This is a genomic window from Pelobacter seleniigenes DSM 18267 (assembly GCF_000711225.1).
GTDB classification, from domain to species: domain Bacteria; phylum Desulfobacterota; class Desulfuromonadia; order Desulfuromonadales; family Geopsychrobacteraceae; genus Seleniibacterium; species Seleniibacterium seleniigenes.
In genome coordinates, this window is sequence record NZ_JOMG01000001.1 from 102,677 (window position 1) to 120,950 (window position 18,274).

16 protein-coding genes are annotated in these 18,274 nt (G+C 52.0%); 6 read left to right on the forward strand and 10 right to left on the reverse strand.

The features are described 5' to 3' along the window. Positions 1 to 47 precede the first annotated feature (47 nt). The gene (locus N909_RS0100475; protein ID WP_029909734.1) at positions 48 to 1,208 is read right to left on the reverse strand and encodes a 2-methylaconitate cis-trans isomerase PrpF family protein; all 1,161 of its coding nucleotides are present in this window, start codon (positions 1,206 to 1,208) and stop codon (positions 48 to 50) included. A gap of 634 nt (positions 1,209 to 1,842) precedes the next feature. Between N909_RS0100475 and N909_RS0100480 the strand changes: the two genes are divergently transcribed. Then, positions 1,843 to 2,676: an SIR2 family NAD-dependent protein deacylase gene (locus N909_RS0100480; protein WP_029909737.1), complete on the forward strand. Its 834-nt coding sequence runs from the start codon at positions 1,843 to 1,845 to the stop codon at positions 2,674 to 2,676. Positions 2,677 to 2,948: 272 nt separating this feature from the next. Continuing rightward, entirely contained in the window at positions 2,949 to 3,779 is an 831-nt protein-coding gene (locus N909_RS0100485) for a response regulator (protein WP_029909740.1), read from the forward strand. Between the two features lie 157 nt (positions 3,780 to 3,936). Here N909_RS0100485 and N909_RS0100490 read toward each other — a convergent pair whose 3' ends face one another. The 8 genes from N909_RS0100490 to nadC form a co-directional block, all read right to left on the reverse strand. Beyond that, a complete protein-coding gene (locus N909_RS0100490) occupies positions 3,937 to 5,127 on the reverse strand; it encodes a M24 family metallopeptidase (RefSeq protein ID WP_029909743.1) in 1,191 nt (396 codons plus the stop codon). Between the two features lie 609 nt (positions 5,128 to 5,736). Continuing rightward, positions 5,737 to 6,243, reverse strand: coding sequence for a MogA/MoaB family molybdenum cofactor biosynthesis protein (locus tag N909_RS0100495; protein ID WP_029909746.1), 507 nt, complete (start codon positions 6,241 to 6,243; stop codon positions 5,737 to 5,739). Positions 6,244 to 6,319: 76 nt separating this feature from the next. Further along, the gene (locus tag N909_RS24220) at positions 6,320 to 7,348 is read right to left on the reverse strand and encodes a hypothetical protein (RefSeq protein WP_051689405.1); all 1,029 of its coding nucleotides are present in this window, start codon (positions 7,346 to 7,348) and stop codon (positions 6,320 to 6,322) included. Further along, positions 7,345 to 8,238, reverse strand: a complete 894-nt coding sequence (locus tag N909_RS0100505) for a hypothetical protein (protein ID WP_029909751.1) — start codon at positions 8,236 to 8,238, stop codon at positions 7,345 to 7,347. Before N909_RS0100505 ends, N909_RS24220 begins: the two co-directional genes overlap by 4 nt. Positions 8,239 to 8,332: 94 nt before the next feature. Beyond that, positions 8,333 to 10,411 (reverse strand): elongation factor G, encoded by a 2,079-nt coding sequence (fusA, locus tag N909_RS0100515; RefSeq protein WP_029909766.1) that lies wholly within the window; start codon positions 10,409 to 10,411, stop codon positions 8,333 to 8,335. Positions 10,412 to 10,526: 115 nt separating this feature from the next. Continuing rightward, entirely contained in the window at positions 10,527 to 11,294 is a 768-nt protein-coding gene (locus N909_RS0100520; protein ID WP_029909770.1) for a type III pantothenate kinase, read from the reverse strand. A 24-nt stretch (positions 11,295 to 11,318) separates the two neighbouring features. Further along, positions 11,319 to 12,293 carry a biotin--[acetyl-CoA-carboxylase] ligase gene (locus tag N909_RS0100525; protein ID WP_029909772.1) on the reverse strand — a complete coding sequence of 325 codons (975 nt, stop codon included), beginning with the start codon at positions 12,291 to 12,293 and terminating at the stop codon, positions 11,319 to 11,321. Positions 12,294 to 12,304: 11 nt separating this feature from the next. Next, positions 12,305 to 13,132 (reverse strand): carboxylating nicotinate-nucleotide diphosphorylase, encoded by an 828-nt coding sequence (nadC, locus tag N909_RS0100530; protein WP_029909775.1) that lies wholly within the window; start codon positions 13,130 to 13,132, stop codon positions 12,305 to 12,307. 205 nt (positions 13,133 to 13,337) lie between these two features. Here nadC and N909_RS24225 point away from each other — a divergent pair, with 205 nt between their 5' ends. Next, positions 13,338 to 14,246 (forward strand): OmpA/MotB family protein, encoded by a 909-nt coding sequence (locus N909_RS24225; RefSeq protein WP_051689406.1) that lies wholly within the window; start codon positions 13,338 to 13,340, stop codon positions 14,244 to 14,246. A 160-nt stretch (positions 14,247 to 14,406) separates the two neighbouring features. Continuing rightward, entirely contained in the window at positions 14,407 to 15,522 is a 1,116-nt protein-coding gene (locus N909_RS0100540; RefSeq protein ID WP_029909781.1) for a mechanosensitive ion channel family protein, read from the forward strand. A gap of 44 nt (positions 15,523 to 15,566) precedes the next feature. Here N909_RS0100540 and N909_RS24230 read toward each other — a convergent pair whose 3' ends face one another. Further along, entirely contained in the window at positions 15,567 to 16,736 is a 1,170-nt protein-coding gene (locus tag N909_RS24230; protein WP_051689407.1) for a diguanylate cyclase, read from the reverse strand. 176 nt (positions 16,737 to 16,912) lie between these two features. Between N909_RS24230 and N909_RS0100550 the strand changes: the two genes are divergently transcribed. Together N909_RS0100550 and N909_RS0100555 are read left to right on the forward strand one after the other, a co-directional pair. After that, complete coding sequence (locus N909_RS0100550) at positions 16,913 to 17,617, forward strand: glutathione S-transferase N-terminal domain-containing protein (protein ID WP_029909798.1); 705 nt, start codon at positions 16,913 to 16,915, stop codon at positions 17,615 to 17,617. Beyond that, complete coding sequence (locus N909_RS0100555) at positions 17,614 to 18,255, forward strand: SGNH/GDSL hydrolase family protein (RefSeq protein ID WP_029909801.1); 642 nt, start codon at positions 17,614 to 17,616, stop codon at positions 18,253 to 18,255. The genes N909_RS0100550 and N909_RS0100555 overlap by 4 nt, the downstream gene beginning before the upstream one ends. Positions 18,256 to 18,274: the final 19 nt, after the last annotated feature.

Genomic DNA, 18,274 nt, shown 5'->3' on the forward strand with positions numbered 1-18,274 from the left:
ACGTTCATTCATGTATTTATGCTTGCAAGATTTACTGTTTTCCCGTCTCACATCGCCTGGGGGTAAAACTTGCGAGAAACATAAACATTGCCATCCATTATCGGCTTTACTGTTCGGCAAACTCCGGCCCTGAGCAACTCCAATTGGCCGTCTGTCGATTTTCTCAAATCTACAAAAACCTCTAACACACCGGACGGATGCCCGATCCTGACCTCGCCACACAATTGCGCCAGGGAACTGCAAACTTCATTAACAACCGTCCCCTCAATCAAGGCAGCAGTTGCGAGGCAAATCCCTCCGGTGACGGCATATGTCTTGTGGAGTTCAGCCATAGCTTTAGTCCGCCCAAGGAGGTCAACGGCGTCGGCATTTATTGTTTTACTTTCACTTGATTGGTAATTCTGAGATGAAGCGACAAATGCAACCTTTGGCACAGCAGGTCCTACCTCGCACTTACTTTGCGCCAAACCCATCAGAACAGCTGCACTCGTGCGGATATCTTCCAGGTCTTCAAGAATTTGTGGATTCGTTTCACAATCTGACGGCAATTCCGTGCCAGTAAGGCCAATTGCTTCAGCCTTAACAAAAACAGCGGGATTTGCAGCATCAACAAGGCTTACTTCAACGACACGGCCATCGCGCAGAGTCAATTTGTCGCGGACATTCCCGGTGGGAAGCAGCTTGCCGGTTTTCGAGCCGGCTGAGTTGGGAAAGTTTAGAAAAATTTTAGAACCGGTGCCAGGGACTCCGGATATCGCATAATCCCCTTCAAAGATAACTTCGCCATCAACAACCGGGACCTGTGCTTCAATTATTTTTTTGGTGTTTGTGTTGTAGATCACGACATTCGTTAACGGCTCAGTGACCTTAACCATTCCTTTCAGGATGGCATAGACACCGACGCCGGCAGAAATGTTGCCGCAATTGCCTTCGTAATCAACAACAGCTTCTTTGATGCCGACATACCCAAAAGTATAGTCAATATCAACTCCTTTCCGTTTTGAATAAGACAGTATTGCAACCTTGCTGGTCAAAGGATCTGCACCGCCGATACCGTTAATCTGGCGCATATCAGGGCTTCCATAGATATCCAGTATGGCTTGGTCTCTTGCAGTGAGGTCATTTGGCAGATCCTCAGCCAAAAGATAGAGGCCCTTACTGGTCCCACCACGCATAAATACTGCTGGTATTGTCAAAAACTCATGCATTCTCACTAACTCCGTTTCTGCCACCGACTTGATTCGCTGCATAGATCATCATGATGAAGCACAATTTTTGTTACCAACTCAGTTGTGTTACGACATATAATCCCGTTCTAAAAAGTAGACAACATACTGACGGTATTGAGGTTATTGTCTTTTTTTTCGATTTTGTCGTTAATGACAGCGCGGTCTGCTTATGAGATCTACCTAGGCTTAAATGACAATAAATGACGTGATATTTTTCCGATTAGAAAGAGTCGCCTGTGGCAGTCGTATAGATTTTTGAACGTAGAGTATTTTCGGGAAAGTTTCGGAAGATTCTGAAAATAGGTCGGATAATTATTTTTTGTCAGGGCCTCGACCCCATAGTGAAGACGCTATCAGTTGGAACGAAACCTCATTGGATTTTTTGTAATTGACTTTTTTGGTCAGGAAGGATGACATGTATTCACAAAGAGACTCCGTTCCAATAGTGGTACTTGCTGTCCCATAGTGAATGACATAAGCTTAGTCCGTTCTTCAACGGCCGCCTCCTTTTCCGCAAACTTTGAGTGGCCCACAGAGATGTTGCTTTCGATGCAATTCTGAAGGCGGTCGGGGTCTCCGTCGCTATATTATCCTTCTCGTTGAGGGTTGGTCCATGACAACAACCGACAACCTGACCGCTGCGGCAGCCGCCATTCGCAATGCCTCGGCTCTGGTCATCACGGCCGGGGCAGGCATGGGGGTTGACTCGGGGTTGCCCGATTTTCGCGGTAATCAGGGGTTCTGGAATGCCTACCCCAGGTATGAGCGCTTGGGACTGAGCTTCATTCAGGCGGCAAACCCGGAACACTTCGAGACCGATCCCCATTTCGGCTGGGGTTTTTACGGGCACCGTACCAACCTTTATCGCAACACCACCCCTCATCAGGGCTTCACCACTCTTCGGAATTGGATCACCGCCAGGAACCTGGATTATTTCATTGTCACGTCAAATGTGGACGGCCAGTTTCAAAAGGCTGGATTCAATGATGATCATATCCTGGAAGTGCATGGTTCCATCCACTACCTCCAATGCACGATCCCCTGCTGTTCCAGCATCTGGCCGAACAACGCGCAATTCGACATCAATGAAGCAACTATGCGCTCAACCGAAATACCGCGCTGTCCGCATTGCAACCGGGTTGCCCGACCAAACATTTTGATGTTCGGCGATTATTCCTGGCTGCCGCAACGGGAAGCCGGGCAAGAAACCCGTTTTGAGAATTTCCTACAGCACACTGAAGCAGCCTCAACGGTCGTGATTGAACTTGGAGCCGGATCGGCAATCCCCACCATCCGCAACCTGAGCCAACGCCTCGGCCATCGTCCCGGCACCAGGGTGATCAGGATCAATCCTCGCGAAGCACAGATTGCAGGTCCCCATTTCAGTTTCCCCGGCAGCGCTGTTGATATTCTCAGCCAGCTTAATACTTGCCTTGCCTGCCCCTGATCTCGGCCTGCAGGCAGACACAGAAAAAAAGTTCAACCCCAAAACATCACCTAATGAGTCATCTATAAAGCCTGAAATCTGCTAAAGAAACTTTGCAAAAAGACCCTTTCCTGATCAAGGTGAAGTCACCAAATTACCTGAATTGTCAATAAGTTTTACTGTTTCGCCATTGACAAAAGGGCTTTTTTAATGTGTTATATCGGCTTTAATAATAAGTCAAAAAAGCGGACCGTATAAACTCGAACGTCCGCTGTAGTGGTGGTGAGGACATTATGCCCAGAAAAAAAATGGGAGAAATCCTGATTGAAAACAAAGTCATCTCAGAACAGGATCTGAATAAAGCATTATTGAGACAAAAAGGCACCAAGCAGCCTATCGGGCAGATTCTGGAAGATATGGACGTCATTCTTGAAGAAGATATCGCCCAGGCTCTGTCCACTCAGTTCGGTTTTACCTATGTCAAAAAATTCGCTCAATACAAGTTCCCTTTGGACGTGCTCAACAAAGTTGACGCCGATTTTGCCTTGTCCCATATGATCTTCCCCCTGAAGATCGACAACAAGACCCTTTACCTTGCCATGTCCAACCCGCTGGACATGGCGCTGCAGAACGATCTGTCTTTTAAGCTCGGCATGCGTATTTCCCCCTGCGTTGCCACTTCTGCGGAAATCAAAGCAGCGATCAAGAAACACTATCTGAAAGAGATTAAAGAGCAGGCTGGCGAACAGGCGGTCAACATTTTATTGGTCGACAATCAGGATATTGTCCTCAACGCTGCCGAAGCTGCCCTGAAAAAAGAAGGCTACCTGGTGTACAAGGCCAAAAATGGCGCTGAGGGGCTGTCCATTGCAAGTCAACTGTTACCCGATCTGGTCATCACTGAAATTGCCATGCCTCGCATGGATGGTGTTCAACTCTATAAATCCATGCGCGCCAACCAAGACCTTGGCCGCATACCGGTTATCGCTTTAGCGGCCCGAACCGGGGCCGAAGATGAGGCCAGGTTGCTGGATATGGGATTTGACGATTTTATTGCCAAGCCGATTAATCCCATCCGCCTGTTGGCCCGGACCAGAAAAGCATTACGGCTCGTTACAAAATAAATCACTATGCACTGAATGTGCATGGGTTTTGACGGGACTGAAAGTCCATAGTTTTGAACTAGCCCACTGGAAGAATAAAGAGACTCTTTTCGCGCCTCACATTTTCGGACAACCTCCTGAGGTGCGAAAAATCCGCCGGCACTTTATCAACAACCAGCTAAAGCTGCCACAGGTCTTCAGCGGCATAAGTCAACCGCTTCAGGCCGGTTGCGCCAACCCGCCAGGTATTTTCCACCCCAACGGCCCCCAGCCCGGCAAAGACGGCTTTCGGCTCAAAAGCAAAGGTCATCCCCTCTTCCAGTAGCTCCTCGTCGAAGCCCGCAGCGATAAAAGGATACTCATCGACTTCGATACCAATGCCATGCCCCAGAAATGCCACCTGGGCTCCCTTGGTCCCCATAAAGTGATCACGATAGCCAAGGTCATCCGCCAGCTGTCGACACTGATGATAAAGATCACTCCAGGCAACACCGGGTCGGGCAATGCTGTACAGCTTTTCCTGAATCGACAACATATCCCGATAGGCTTTTTGTAATGGCTCGGGTAACGGACCTATGGAGAGAGTTCGGGTCTGATCAACCAGATAGCCGTCATAAGCAATGATGTAATCAAGAATGATCGGCTCCCCGGCGACAATTTTTTTATAGCTCGCCCCTTGTCCGACGGCAGGATTGACACCGAGTCCGCCAAGGGGAGCATCCAGATAGGTCGGAACGGCGCCATCACTGCCGGAGAAGACATGGCCGAAATAGATCTCCGCGTTGAAGCTGCGAAAACGGATAATCCCCTGATGCCCTTCTTTACGCGCAAAGCACTCCAACTCGGCTGCGACCTCCAGATCCGTCTTCCCCTCCCTGATGATCGTCTTGGCATATTCAAAGGTCTTTTCCGCCAGCAGCGCACAATCCTTCATAATTTCTATCTCATACGGACTCTTTATTGCCCGTACCTGCCTGACCAGAGGCGAAATATTCCTGATCTCGGCGGAGGGAAACAGCTGCTGGTAACGTTGGAACAGCTGGACGGGAAGAACATCAAGTTCCATTCCAAGGGTCGTAAAATCGCGCAGTCCATGCTCTGCCAGGATTCCGGGCAGAGCCTTAAATCCGGTCAGGTTAAGAACATGCTGCAAGCCGCTCTCCATCCGCGCGCGGGCATGATCTTTAACAACCAGATAGAGCGGTTCTCCTTCAGCCGGCAGAAAAAACACGCCGCGCTGAATCGAACCGGTGAAATAAAACAGGTCACTATTTTGAACCAGCACTGCAGCTGCCAGGTCATTTTCCAGCAAGTATTGCTGGAGTCTTTTATGACGCGCGGTCAGTTCAGTTAATGGGGTTATTCGCATGACAATTATTCCTAAAAAAATGAGGAGAAAATTCAGAGCACAGACATTTTACCATCTGCTCCTGTAAATACTTTCAGCCCCTCCCATGATCACTGCGGTGGCTCTTGCTGCGCTGCGCAAGGTCACGTTCGGTAGTGAGACAAGGTCGGAATTTCCTCTTCGCAGAGCCCGAAAATCAAAATTTTCTGTCAAGAAAAAAAGCCCTTTAAGACGCTTTTTCTGCCTAAAATCACTCTCTTTTTTTTGCCTATTTTTTATGCAAAGAGGACAAGTGACAGCCCTGTGGGAAGAATCGCAGATGATTCGACAGTTTTTCACAACGCTATCCACAGTTGCTGTGAACAGCCCAACATGGGGCTGACAGTCGGCATCTTCCACAGTGGAAAAAGCGGTTTTTTCCAAGGCTCCGAAACAGCCCGCCAAGGCTTATCAACAGTACACATCACCATTCGACAGGTCTTTTTTCGGCTTACTATTAAACAGTTAACAGGTCTGTTAAGTTTCACCCACAGATGACGGGAAGAGTTATCCCCATGATGCGTGGGATAACATCCTCATGCCAACAGCCGTTGCAAAGAGCACTGCGGTGGATTATTGCAGTAAACGCGCTCAGACCACCACTTCAGCACAGTCGGCGGAGTCCCCGTTGAGCTTGGCAAGAGCGTGGGGCAATGCCGGCAACACAACTGTAAAATTTTCCCGAACCCCTTTCGGACTTCCCGGCAAATTGATAATCAGGCTCCTCTTCCGGACTCCGACCACTGCCCTTGACAGCATCCCATGGGGGGTTTTTTCCATACTGACCCGGCGCATGGCTTCGGCCATCCCAGGAATCTGATAATCAAGGATCGCGGTCGTCGCCTGGGGAGTCACATCCCGGGGACTCAATCCGGTTCCGCCGGTGGTTAGAATCAGGTTTAAATTCAAATCATCCACCCAGCTTTTCAACAGCAGGGAGATCTTCTCTTCATCGTCCGCCACTATCTGGTACCGAACAATGTCCCCCAGGCCGGCGGCAAGTTCGCCCAACAACGGCCCGCTTTCATCAATGCGGTCTCCGCTGGCTCCCTTATCCGACAAGGTCAGCACCCCTATTGTATAATGCATCTGCTCCATAAAGCCTCTTTGCTCTGAAAAACGGGCGTTACTGGGAAAAATTCAGATTTCAACCTGCCTGGTCCGACAAAGGCGATCAGGACTTTTTTTTACTCATCAGCATTCGTCTGGCATTGTTGACAATAACCTGGGTGACATTCTTGCTTTTGGCAAGGTCTCTGATGTCACGTTCGGAAAGAAAGCCCATAAAGCGTACCGCCTGCTGTAACGGCGTCCGCGGATGATAAACCAAGGCTTTTTTCATATCGTATATCTTGATCCACTCCCTGTTCAACAGGATAATTCGGATCAACTCCTCAGAGGAACTGCGGTTTTTGGCCACCGCGAGGACCTCCCCTTCGGTAATACGAGGGTTTTTCAAGACGGCCGAACTGACCAGTTTATTCGGCTCCCGAATCAACAGAGTGCGCCACTCCTTATCACCGGTCAACGCCATCTTGATTTTTTCAGCGACCGCCATCTCCTGTAATTGTTGATATTTGGTCAGAGTCTCTTCGTCTAGCTCTTCTTCGTTGATCTCATCGCTGCCGTCTTCTGCTGGCAGCTCATCGACCTTCGACGCAGAATCTTTTGCATCGGCAACGCTTTTATCGACCGGTTCCTTCCAGCCCAGGCGTATTTTGGTGGCTTTGTCTGCTCTGGGATTGTTGATAATCGCAACTCTGAGACTATCGGTCTTACGCAAGGCTTCATCGTTATGGACCAGCATATCAAGAACATCACCGGAGCTGTGTTCAGCCAGGAACAGCAGGGTCTTAATCCCGATCATGGGATGGGTCACGGCATCCTGCATGACAACCGGATCGTGATAACGCAGCCGCACAATCAGATCGATGATCGCCGGGTGAAGCTCCCTCTGAACCAGAGCGGCCAAAAGAATTTTTGCCGGCAGAGTGCTTAGCGTATTCAGAGCTTCATTTTTAAGCTCTTCGTTTTCACCGTGATAAAAGACGAACAGAACCATGACCAAGTTTGGTCCGGACATGGGCAGAGCCCCTCTGGCGGCCGCCAGACGCACCTGGTGCCCCCCCCACTTGCTCATGATTTTGGCGACTTCTGCCGGGATTTTTATGCGAATTTTTTCCTTATCCTGCTGGCCGTTCAATCCTGTTGTCCCTTTGCAATGATCTGCGCATGAATATGGTCGGTCCTGAACTGATCACGGAGCAGTTGGGCGGTCGCTTCATTCAGACCATCGGCCCGCAGAATTGTTCCGTGCATAACCAGCTCCGTATCCACCCATTTAACTGCGATTCCGGCTTTCGTCAAGTGATCCTGCAATGCGTGCGCCCGCTCTCTGTTAAAAAAGGACCCCACATAAACCGCCAGATGGCCTTGCTGCGGCAGCACAAAAGCCGAATCCACCTGCCGCTTTATCTCTGCCAGCCGCTGGCGGGCTTTCCCCTCCGGATAAATCCCTTCCAACAGGCGAACCATGGCAACCGGACCATCCCCTGGGCGGGCATGGAAAGTGATGGCATGAGCATTGAAAGTTTCCTGCCCCTTGGCTAATACCGAATCGGTAATAAAAGGACCGGCCTCGATCGCGTAACCAACCGACACCACGGACGGAGCAGCCTCTGCAGCAACAGCCGGAACCTGACTGTCCACCGGCACAACGGACGGGGTCGCAGCAGGTTTGGCTTCAGCGCGACTGGCAGCAGCGGGAGCCTGCACAGGCGGCCGTTTTGGAATGGGGATTCTCGGGCTCGATGATATTTCTTGGGGTACTGGGTGGGTGGGTTGCGGGGTTGAAGAAGAAAGCTCGAACAGGTAAAATCCGCCACAGATTGCAATCACAAACACCGCAGCAATGACAAAGTACTGGGCCGTGCTTGACTTCTTCAATTCAACGGCTCTGATTTCACGTTCAACCAGTTCATCAAAGGCCTTCTCTCCCGCGGTCCGGGACGCAGGCGTCTGTCCGGGGACAACAGCCCTCTGCCGAGCCGTGGTTTGCTCACTAAGAGGCGATTCCTGTCCTGAGTCTTCCATCAAAATACTCCACTGCTCGCTAACGCTGCCATCCTGCCCCCATCTTGCCTGAAAAACCAAAGGGCACCCGCTGCGGTGCCCTTTGGAATCTGCATCAGGCGGGTTGCGCCAGATCCTCCAGAATCCTGGCTGTCTGGTGCGTCGGCACCTCCTCATATTTACTGAACTCCATGGTAAACATCCCCCGGTCCGAGGTCATGGATCTGAGTTCAGGGGCATAGCGCAGCACCTCGGCCATGGGCACTTCCGCCCGGATAACCTGGCTGTTGGCCTGCGGTTCGACGCCGACAACCTTTCCCCGGCGCGAGTTAAGATCACCGATGACATCCCCCATGCAATCATCAGGCACGGTAATTTCCATGGTCATGATCGGTTCAAGCAGAACCGGTTTGCACAGTTCCATAGCTTTTTTGAAAGCCATGGACCCGGCGACTTTGAAAGCCATCTCCGATGAGTCGACGGAGTGATGAGAACCATCGTACAGGGCAACCTGGACATCGACCACCTGGTTTTTGGTCAACGGCCCGAATTTCATCGCTTCCTGAATTCCTTTATCGACCGCCGGAATATAGTTTCTCGGCACAACACCACCGACAACCTTGTCAACAAACTCGTAACCCGAGCCACGGGGCAACGGTTTAACCTCGATCCAGACATCGCCATACTGGCCGCGTCCCCCGGACTGTTTTTTATACTTGCCCTGGACTTGTGCCGAAGCTTTGATGGTCTCGCGATAAGGAACTTTGGGCTCCTTCAAAATCACGTCCGCCCCATACTTCCGCTTCAACCGTTCAACCGCTACCTCAAGGTGAATCTGCCCCATCCCGGATAAAACCATTTCCTTGGTTTCTTCGTCGCGGGTCACCGTCAGGGTAGGATCTTCCTCCATCAGACGCTGCAACCCGGTATAGATTTTATCCTCATCCCCTTTCGCCTTGCCTTCCAGGGCGAAGGAAATGATCGGTTTCAAAGGAATCAGCGGTTCATACATCACCTGCTGCTTCAGATCGCACAAGGTATCACCGGTAGCGGTGACCTTTAATTTCGGCACCGCAATAATGTCTCCGGCTGCGGCCAGGTTGATGGCGACCTGTTTTTTCCCCTCCAGTTGGAAAATATTGCTGATCCGCTCTTTCTCATCCTTGTTGGGGTTGAATACCACCGTATCCGGGGCAAGAGTCCCGGAATAGACGCGCAGCAGGGTCAACTTACCGGCATAGGGATCATTGATGGTTTTGAAGACCATGGCCGAGAACGGCTCATCTTCACTGGGCTGCCGCTCAACCGGCTCCTCAGTGCCGGGTTTGACTCCGACCTGGGTCCCCTTGTCGATCGGCGAGGGCAGACAAATCACGATATAATCGAGCAACTGCCGGATGCCGATATTGGCGGTCGCGCTGCCACAGAACACCGGAGTAAACACCCCGGTCAGGGTGCCTTCGCGCAGGCCTTGCAGGATCTCATCATCTGAGAGGGTTTCCCCTTCCAGGTATTTTTCCATCAGCTCATCGTCGGATTCGGCGACAGCTTCCAGTAATTGTTCACGCAGTCGTTCGGCTTCGGCCAGCATATCCGCCGGGATGTCGCTCTCCTGATAGGTCCCCTTCTCATCGAACTGGAACAGTCGCGCTTTCATTTTGACCAGGTCGACGATCCCCTTGAAGCTCTCTTCGGCGCCGATCGGCATGGTCACCACCACGGCCCTGGCCCCAAGTGACTTTTCCATGTCGTCAACAGCTTTGAGGAAATCGGCACGCTCACGATCCATCTTGTTGACAAAAGCAATTCTGGGGACCTCGAACTCGTCGCACCACGACCAGATTTGCTTGGTCTGGGCCTTGGTCCCGGAAATCGCGGACACAATCACCACGGCCCCGCCCAGCACCCTCAGGCAGCGGCGGGTATCATGCAGAAAATTGCTGACGCCGGGAGTATCGACAATATGCAGGCTGTAATCGTTCCAGACACAGTGATTCAAACTGGCACTGAGAGTTGACTTGCGCTTGATCTCTTCTTCTTCAAAATCCATTGAAGACGTTCCGTTATCAACCTTGCCCAGCTTATCATTCATGCCGGTGTTGAACAGAATTGCTTCAACCAGGGAAGTCTTGCCGGCACTATTGTGCGCGACAATGCCAAGATTTCTCAATTTTGATGTGTCGTACTTACCCATGAATAGCTCCTTTTCAGATAAGCCTGCTACGGAGTTCCGCGGTGACAGCCCTCCATTCCATCAACGCCTTCAGGCGTTAAATAACAGGGTATGAGGTGACAACAACCAGTTTTTATCAGTCTTGATTCCTTTCGTAGAGGATGCGTAATCCTTCCAGGGTTAAAAACGGCTCCACCTGATCAATACAGGAGGTTGCCGCAGCAATCGGAGCGGCAAGGCCGCCGGTAGCGATGATTTTAGGAGTCTGCTTCAGCTCTGCTTTCATCCGGCTGACAATCCCTTCGACCAGCCCGACATAGCCGAAGAAGATCCCGGCCTGCATACTGTTGACGGTATTCTTGGCAATGATCTGCGTCGGCCGGGTAAATTCCACCCGTGGCAATTTACTGGCCCTTTCGAACAAAGCTTCCGCCGAAATCCCTATCCCGGGGGCAATTGCGCCGCCCATATAGGTACCGGTAGGGGAAATCACGTCGAAGGTGGTTGCGGTGCCGAAATCCACTACGATCAACGGACACTTGTTCTTTTCATAAGCCGCAACCGCATTGACAATGCGATCAGCACCGACTTCCCGCGGGTTGTCATACTGAATCGGCATACCGGTCTTCATGCCCGGGCCGACCACGTAAGGCGAAAGGTGAAAATAGCGCTGGCACAGTCCTTCAACCGTATTCAACATCGGCGGGACAACAGTTGAAACGATCACGTCGTCGAGGTCGTCGAAACGCAGTCCGGCCAATTGAAACAAATCGTTGATGAGCATGGCGTACTCATCAACGGTCCGGTACTTGTCGGTACCAACCCGCCAGTTTTGTTTCAGATCCTGCCCTTGGTAAATTCCCAGCACCGTATTGCTGTTGCCGACGTCAATGACCAGCAGCATAAATTCCTTGTCCTTCTAAATGTGTCAAAGCGGCCTGATATCGCCGGTAAGTATACGTTGAATGTTGCCGTCCTCGCTCTGGACCCGCAACGCCCCGTCGCTGTCGAGACCAACCACGGTCCCTTCCAGCGTCATGGTTCCCTGCTCAACCCGGACCCGCTGATTAAGAATTCCGCACAGGGCTTCCCAGCGTTTCCGAATCGGAGCGAACCCCTGCTCCAGGAATTCCTGATAATAGCCATCCAGGCGTTGCAGCAACGCGCGGGCAAAGCCCAGTCGATCAACGGGCTGGCCGGTCAGTAAGGCAACCGAGGTGGCCGGATAAAGCTGCCGTTCGGGCAACTGCTCTGCGGAAATATTCAGGTTGATCCCCATTCCCAGAACCACAAAACGGATCAATTCGGTTTCGGCATCCATCTCGTTGAGCAGTCCGGCGATTTTAAAACCGTTGACCAGAACATCATTGGGCCATTTGACCCCGGCAGACAAACCGCAAAACTCGTGCAGGGTTTCGGCAACGCTGACCGCCGACAGAAAAGTCAGTTGGGGAGCCTGTTGAACAGGAATCTGCGGACGCAAAAGAATGGAGCAGTAGAGGTTGACCCCGGCTGGCGAGACCCAGCTGCGCCCCATCCGGCCACGCCCTGACAGTTGCCGATCGGCAATGACCACGGTCCCTTCTTCGGCGCCGTCATGACCAAGCTGGCGGGCACGGGTATTGGTTGAATCGATCTCTTTAAAGGTCAGGATGGAACGACCGATCAGACGGATATCCAGATTCTGCTTAAGATCTGCAGCAAGCAGAAGATCGGGGGTGTCGACCAGGCGATAGCCGGCCGAGTGCTTGGATTCGATGTGAAACCCGATCTCCCGCAAGGATTTAACCTGTTTCCAGACGGCAGCCCGGGAGATGTTCAGCTGGTCACTGATATCCTGCCCCGAGACGAATTGCCCGGGGTGTTGGCGAAAAAAATTCAGAATTCGATCGCGGGAGGTCAATGGCGCTCCATTCACTCAAACAGCATGGAAATATCGGCAGCTTTGACCGAATGGGTCAACGCGCCGACAGAAATGATATCAACCCCGGTGGCCGCAATCTCCTTGACCGTATCCAGATTGACCCCGCCGGATGCTTCGACCAGGGCCCGTCCGGCAATCAATTCAACAGCCTGCCGCATTTCCGCGCAGGACATATTGTCCAGCATAATAATATCGGCACGCGCAGCCAGAGCCTCTTCCACCGCAGCCAGCGAAGGGGTCTCAACTTCGATCTTCAGAGTATGGGGCAACTGCTGCCTGGCCCGTTCAACGGCTACGCCAATGCCGCCGGCGGCGGCAATATGATTTTCCTTGATCAGGACACCGTCAAACAAACCGATCCGGTGATTGCGGCCGCCCCCCATCCGTACGGCGTATTTATCCAGAGCTCGCAGTCCAGGAACGGTTTTGCGGGTATCGACAATCACGGCTTTGGTACCGGCGACTTCAGCGACATAGGCCGCCGTTACCGTGGCGATCCCGCTCATGCGCTGGAGCAGATTCAGAGCGACCCGCTCTCCTTGCAGCAGAATCGCCGCCCGCCCTTTCAGCCAGGCGATAACCTCCCCCTTTTTAACCGGACTCCCATCACCGCGCAACGGCTCGAAGGAGACATCCGCATCGAGCATTCTGAAGACCTCGGCAGCGACCTCAAGGCCGGCAAGAATAAAATCCTCTTTGGCCACCAGTTCGGCGCGCGCGGTTGTCTCAGGCGCAATCGTGACAGAAGTGGTGATATCACCAAGACCGATATCTTCCTTGAGGGAAGTGCGCACGATACGCTCAACTTCAAACTGCATGCAGACTAATCTCCAAGAGAGCAAAGCCCCGGAAACAGGGGGCGGAACCGGATAAGTGAGTTCAATCTATAGCATATCGGACCGGGCTCCCGCAACCGAAATCACCCCTTGGTTTATGGGTAAATCCCCTTTACATTTCCACAACTTGTGTTAAATTTTTAGACTTGGAAATAACCTTAAAATCATTGTTGCAGAAGGAGTTAAAGTGAAAAGAGTTTATCTTATCAGTCTGCTCGGCCTCATCCTGCTCCTGACAGGCTGCGTCAGTAAAAATACCTATCAGCAAAAAGTCAACGAGGCCGACCTGCTGACTCAGGATGTTGGCGATCTGAAGGCCGCCAACCAGACATTGCGCGACGAGAAAACGCAGCTGCAGGACGATCTTTCCGCTCTTAATGCCCGCTTGGTCGATGTTCTCAAACAGAACTCCAAGCTGCAACGCGATTTACTTGCAGCAGGCGCTGCCCAGGAACGACAGGAAGACAACCTGACCCAACGCCAACAAAAAATCGAGGCGATGCGTCAGCAGCTGGATGACATGCAGCAGACCAATGACAGCCTGCTGGCAACTATTCAGGATCTGAACCGCGCCCTGGAAAAAGAGAAAATCGCCCGTGAAGCGCGTCTGGCAAAGGTGAAAAACACTTACGACCAGTTGGTTGGAGCCCTGGAGCAGGAAATCAAACGTGGCGAATTGACCATCTCCAACCTGGAAGGACAGCTTTCCGTCAATCTGCTGAATCAGATTCTTTTCGATTCCGGTGAAACCTCCATTAAGCCTGAAGGAAAAAAGGTTCTTAAAAGTCTGGGGGATGTCCTGAACAAATTTCCGGATAAAGCGCTGCAGATCGAAGGTCATACCGACAATGTCCAGATAAGCAGCAGACTTAAGGAAAAGTATCCGACCAACTGGGAACTGTCGACCGCCCGTGCCACAAGTGTCGTACATTTTCTGCAGGACGTGGTCGGCCTGCCCGGAGATCGCCTGGTTGCATCGGGCTACAGCCAGTATCGACCGGTCGCCGATAACGAAACCCCGGAGGGACGGGCTCAGAATCGGCGGATTCAGATTCTGCTGGTTCCCTATAAAGAGAAACCGGCCGGCAGCGAATAAAACACCTCTATTTCCCACTTAGAGTTTCTATTTTCCCGCTGGCGCCCCGGTTATTCTATTGAAAATGCTCCGGGGAGTCAGCGGTTGAGCACTGCTTAGAGCCCCCCTACGGGTCCGGCCAAGTGGCCCTAACAGTTGTAAATAAAGGAATTGTTCCCATATGGATATTTCTGCAGAACAGGTTCAAGAACAGATCAGCGCCCTGTTGCTGGGAAACCACCTGACCGACTGGCTTATCGCCCTGGGGGTTCTGGCGGCAGGAATTATTTTGACCCTGATCATTAAATGGGTAGTCATTACCCGGCTGGACTCTTTTGCACAAAAAACCAGCATCTTTTTGGATGATGCGTTTGTCTGCGCGTTGCGTAAAACCCACCTTTGGATCCTGTTTTTTCCGCTACTCCTGTTCGCCTCCGGCTGGTTGGAGTTGCCGAAAGGGGCGACGCACACTCTGAAAGCCCTGGCTACGGTTGCCTTCTTTTTACAAGCCGGGATCTGGCTGACGGCAATCGCCAACGAATTGACCCAGCATTCCCGCCGTCGAGCACTGGAAAAAAATGCGGCCGCAGCGACCAGCCTGTCGGCGGTTTCCTTTCTCAGCAAATTGGTGATCTGGTCGGTGATTATGCTGCTGACCCTTGACAACCTGGGGATTGATGTCACTGCGCTGGTCGCAGGCCTCGGTGTGGGCGGTGTTGCTGTCGCCCTGGCAACCCAGAACATCCTGGGCGACCTGTTTGCCAGCCTGTCGATCATCGTCGACAAACCATTTGAAATCGGTGATTTCATTATCGTTAACGACTATCTTGGCTCGGTTGAAAATATCGGCCTGAAAACCACACGAATTCGCAGTTTGGGAGGGGAACAGATCATTTTCTCGAACAGTGACCTGCTCAGTTCAAGGGTGCGCAATTACAAACGGATGCAGGAACGGCGGGTCGTTTTTTCTTTCGGGGTGATTTATCAGACCACAGCAGACCAGTTGGAAGAGATACCCGGTATGATCCGGGCAATTATCGAAAACCTGGAGGCAACGCGTTTTGATCGTGCTCATTTTGCCAAATTCGGTGATTCGTCCCTCGATTTCGAGGTTGTTTACTACCTGAATTCCAGCGACTACAACATCTACATGAATACCCAACAGGCGATCAACCTGGCCCTGGTCCGCCAGTTTGCGGAAAAAGGCATCGTTTTTGCCTATCCGACCAGATCCCTTTTTGTCGAGGCCCCGATTCCTGTCCAGGTCACGCAACCGGAAGCAAAAACAGACAGCTGACAAAGTCCTTGTGTTTGCCGGCAACCCGCAAAAGGACTTTGGAATCAACAGGTCCCGGTTGCCAGCAGCTCTGAGCCCAGAAAGACCTGATTGCGGCCGTTCTGCTTGGCCTGATACAGGGCATCGTCAACCCTCTTCAACAGCGAATCGATACTGTCCCCGTCACGCAATTGCGCCACCCCGAGACTGATGGTGATGCTGCCCGCCTGCGGAAAGACTTCCGCAGCCACTTCCTGGCGGATACGTTCAGCCAATTGTCCAGCTTCGTTCAGCAGGGTGCCCGGTAAAAGGATGAAAAACTCCTCCCCTCCCCAGCGAATCAGCAGATCGCCCTGACGAACCAGGCCTCGAATCAGACGACATAGTCGCTTCAAGACCAAGTCTCCGCAACTGTGGCCGAAGCGGTCATTGACCTTCTTGAAATAATCGATATCGTACATGATCAAAGAGAACGGTTGATGTCCTTCCCGGGTGCGCTGCTGCTCGTAACGGATCGCCTCGTCGAATTTGCGCCGGTTGTAGGTATCGGTCAGAATGTCGGTCACGGCCAGATGCTCAACCTGCTGGAGAGTCTCACTCAATTGTGCAGCCAGATCGCCAACTTCCAGCAAAGCATCGTTCAACTCGCGGGTCCGTTCGTGGACCCTGACCTCCAACTGCTCTTTTGCTTCCTGAGTTTCCAACTCGGCCAGCCGGCGTTGTTGATTTTCAGCTCCAATCCGGGTCAATAGCCCAAAGAAACGGATAAAAAACCGCATGAGGTCATCGATCCGTTGCCGGGAAACCACTGGAACCCGGTCCACTGCAGCCAGATAGCTGGCGACATTGAACCCGTTGGCAATTGCCTGGCGACGGAAAAAATCCACATCCGGCTGTTCATGGAGAAACTGACCAAGGAAAAAATAACCGATGGGCTGCGCATTAAGCAGAATCGGAATTGCGGTTTCCATAAGACCATTGGGACAGGGGTAGCTTAAATACTCTTTATCGGTCAGGTACTCCTGGATTCTTGCTTCACAAAGCAGGCACTTGCTTCTGGTTTCCTGGCGACCGCGATGAAACTCAGTACAAATGTCCTGCCAGCCCAGGGAAATCAACCAATGATTATCAGCATCCAGGATTCCGACCGACAGCCCGACAGCTTCGTGGAAAAAGCACATCATTCCCCGGAGATCATCAATATCGATAATATCCCGCAGCGTCGGTTCCACCATCCCTTAAGTCCCCTTCAGATAATCACAACCTCGCAATCCGGTTTCAGCAGCAGAGTTACTTTAAACTTAGCAGAAATACAGCAACCAACAACAGGGGCAAGGGGGTACAACTGACGTCATGACGGGCTTTTTGTTATAATGACAACACTTATAACCCGGTCGCTACAGGAGCAAAGATGATTGACTTATACTATTGGACCACTCCGAACGGTCACAAAATTACTATTTTCCTAGAGGAAACAGGTCTGCCTTACAACATCATTCCCATTGACATCAGAAAAGGCCAACAATTTACTGATGAGTTCCTGAAAATCAGTCCGAACAACAAAATCCCGGCTATTGTCGACCATGCTCCGCTCAATGAAAAAAAACCGCTGTCAGTTTTCGAATCCGGCGCCATATTGCTATACCTGGCGGAAAAGACAGGACAATTCATGCCCACAGAGGTTCGCGCAAAAACCGAAGTTCTGCAATGGCTGATGTGGCAGATGGGAGGACTGGGACCGATGCTGGGGCAGAATCATCATTTCAGCCAATACGCTCCACAGCCGATTCCTTACGCCATTGAACGCTATCAAAAAGAAACGGACCGACTCTATGGGGTTCTGGACGAGCAGCTGGCAAAACATGACTATGTCGCCGGAGACTATTCCATTGCCGATATGGCCATTTACCCCTGGATTGTGCCACATGAGAAACAGGGGCAGAACCTTGCCGATTCACCGAACCTGCAACGTTGGTTCCTCAACATCCAGCAGCGGCCGGCAGTCCAGCGCGCTTATGCAAAAGCGGAACAGACCAATACCGAAGCAACCGTCGACGAGGCCAGCAAAGCCGTCCTGTTCGGCCAGGCCCGCCGCGAGAAAGGATCAAAGTCATGAAACAGATCCTGGTTTATGGAGATTCGCTGAGCTGGGGAATCATTCCCGGAACCAGACAAAGGCTCACCTTCGAAAAACGCTGGCCCGGGGTGCTGGAAACAGCCTTGAACAAGGGAGGGAACAAGGTCAGGGTTATTGAAAATTGTCTGAACGGTAGACGTACGGTCTGGGACGACCCCTTTAAAGCGGGCCGCAATGGGCTGCAGGGGCTGCCACAACTATTAGAAGTCCATTCACCCCTGGATCTGGTTATTCTTATGCTCGGGACCAACGATTTTCAGGCGGTACACAACAATTTCGCTACCCAGGCGACCCAGGGAATAGCTGCGGTCATCCAGGCCATCCGTACCGCACCGATCGAGCCGGGGATGCCGGTTCCGCCGATCCTTCTGGTTGCCCCGCCGCCGATCCTTCGCCCAACTGGGCCGATGCAGGATAAATTCATTGATGCCGAGAAAAAATGCCTCGGCCTGGCGGATAAATTCGCTGCGTTAAGTCGCGAACTAAGCTGCTTTTTCTTTGACTCCGGAACCGTCATCGTCACCAGCAGTGTTGATGGGGTTCATATCGATGCGGGAGGACATTTGGCCCTGGGACAGGCCCTGGTGCCGGAGGTCGAAGCGATCCTGGTGCGCTGAACCCCAACGAGTCATTGAA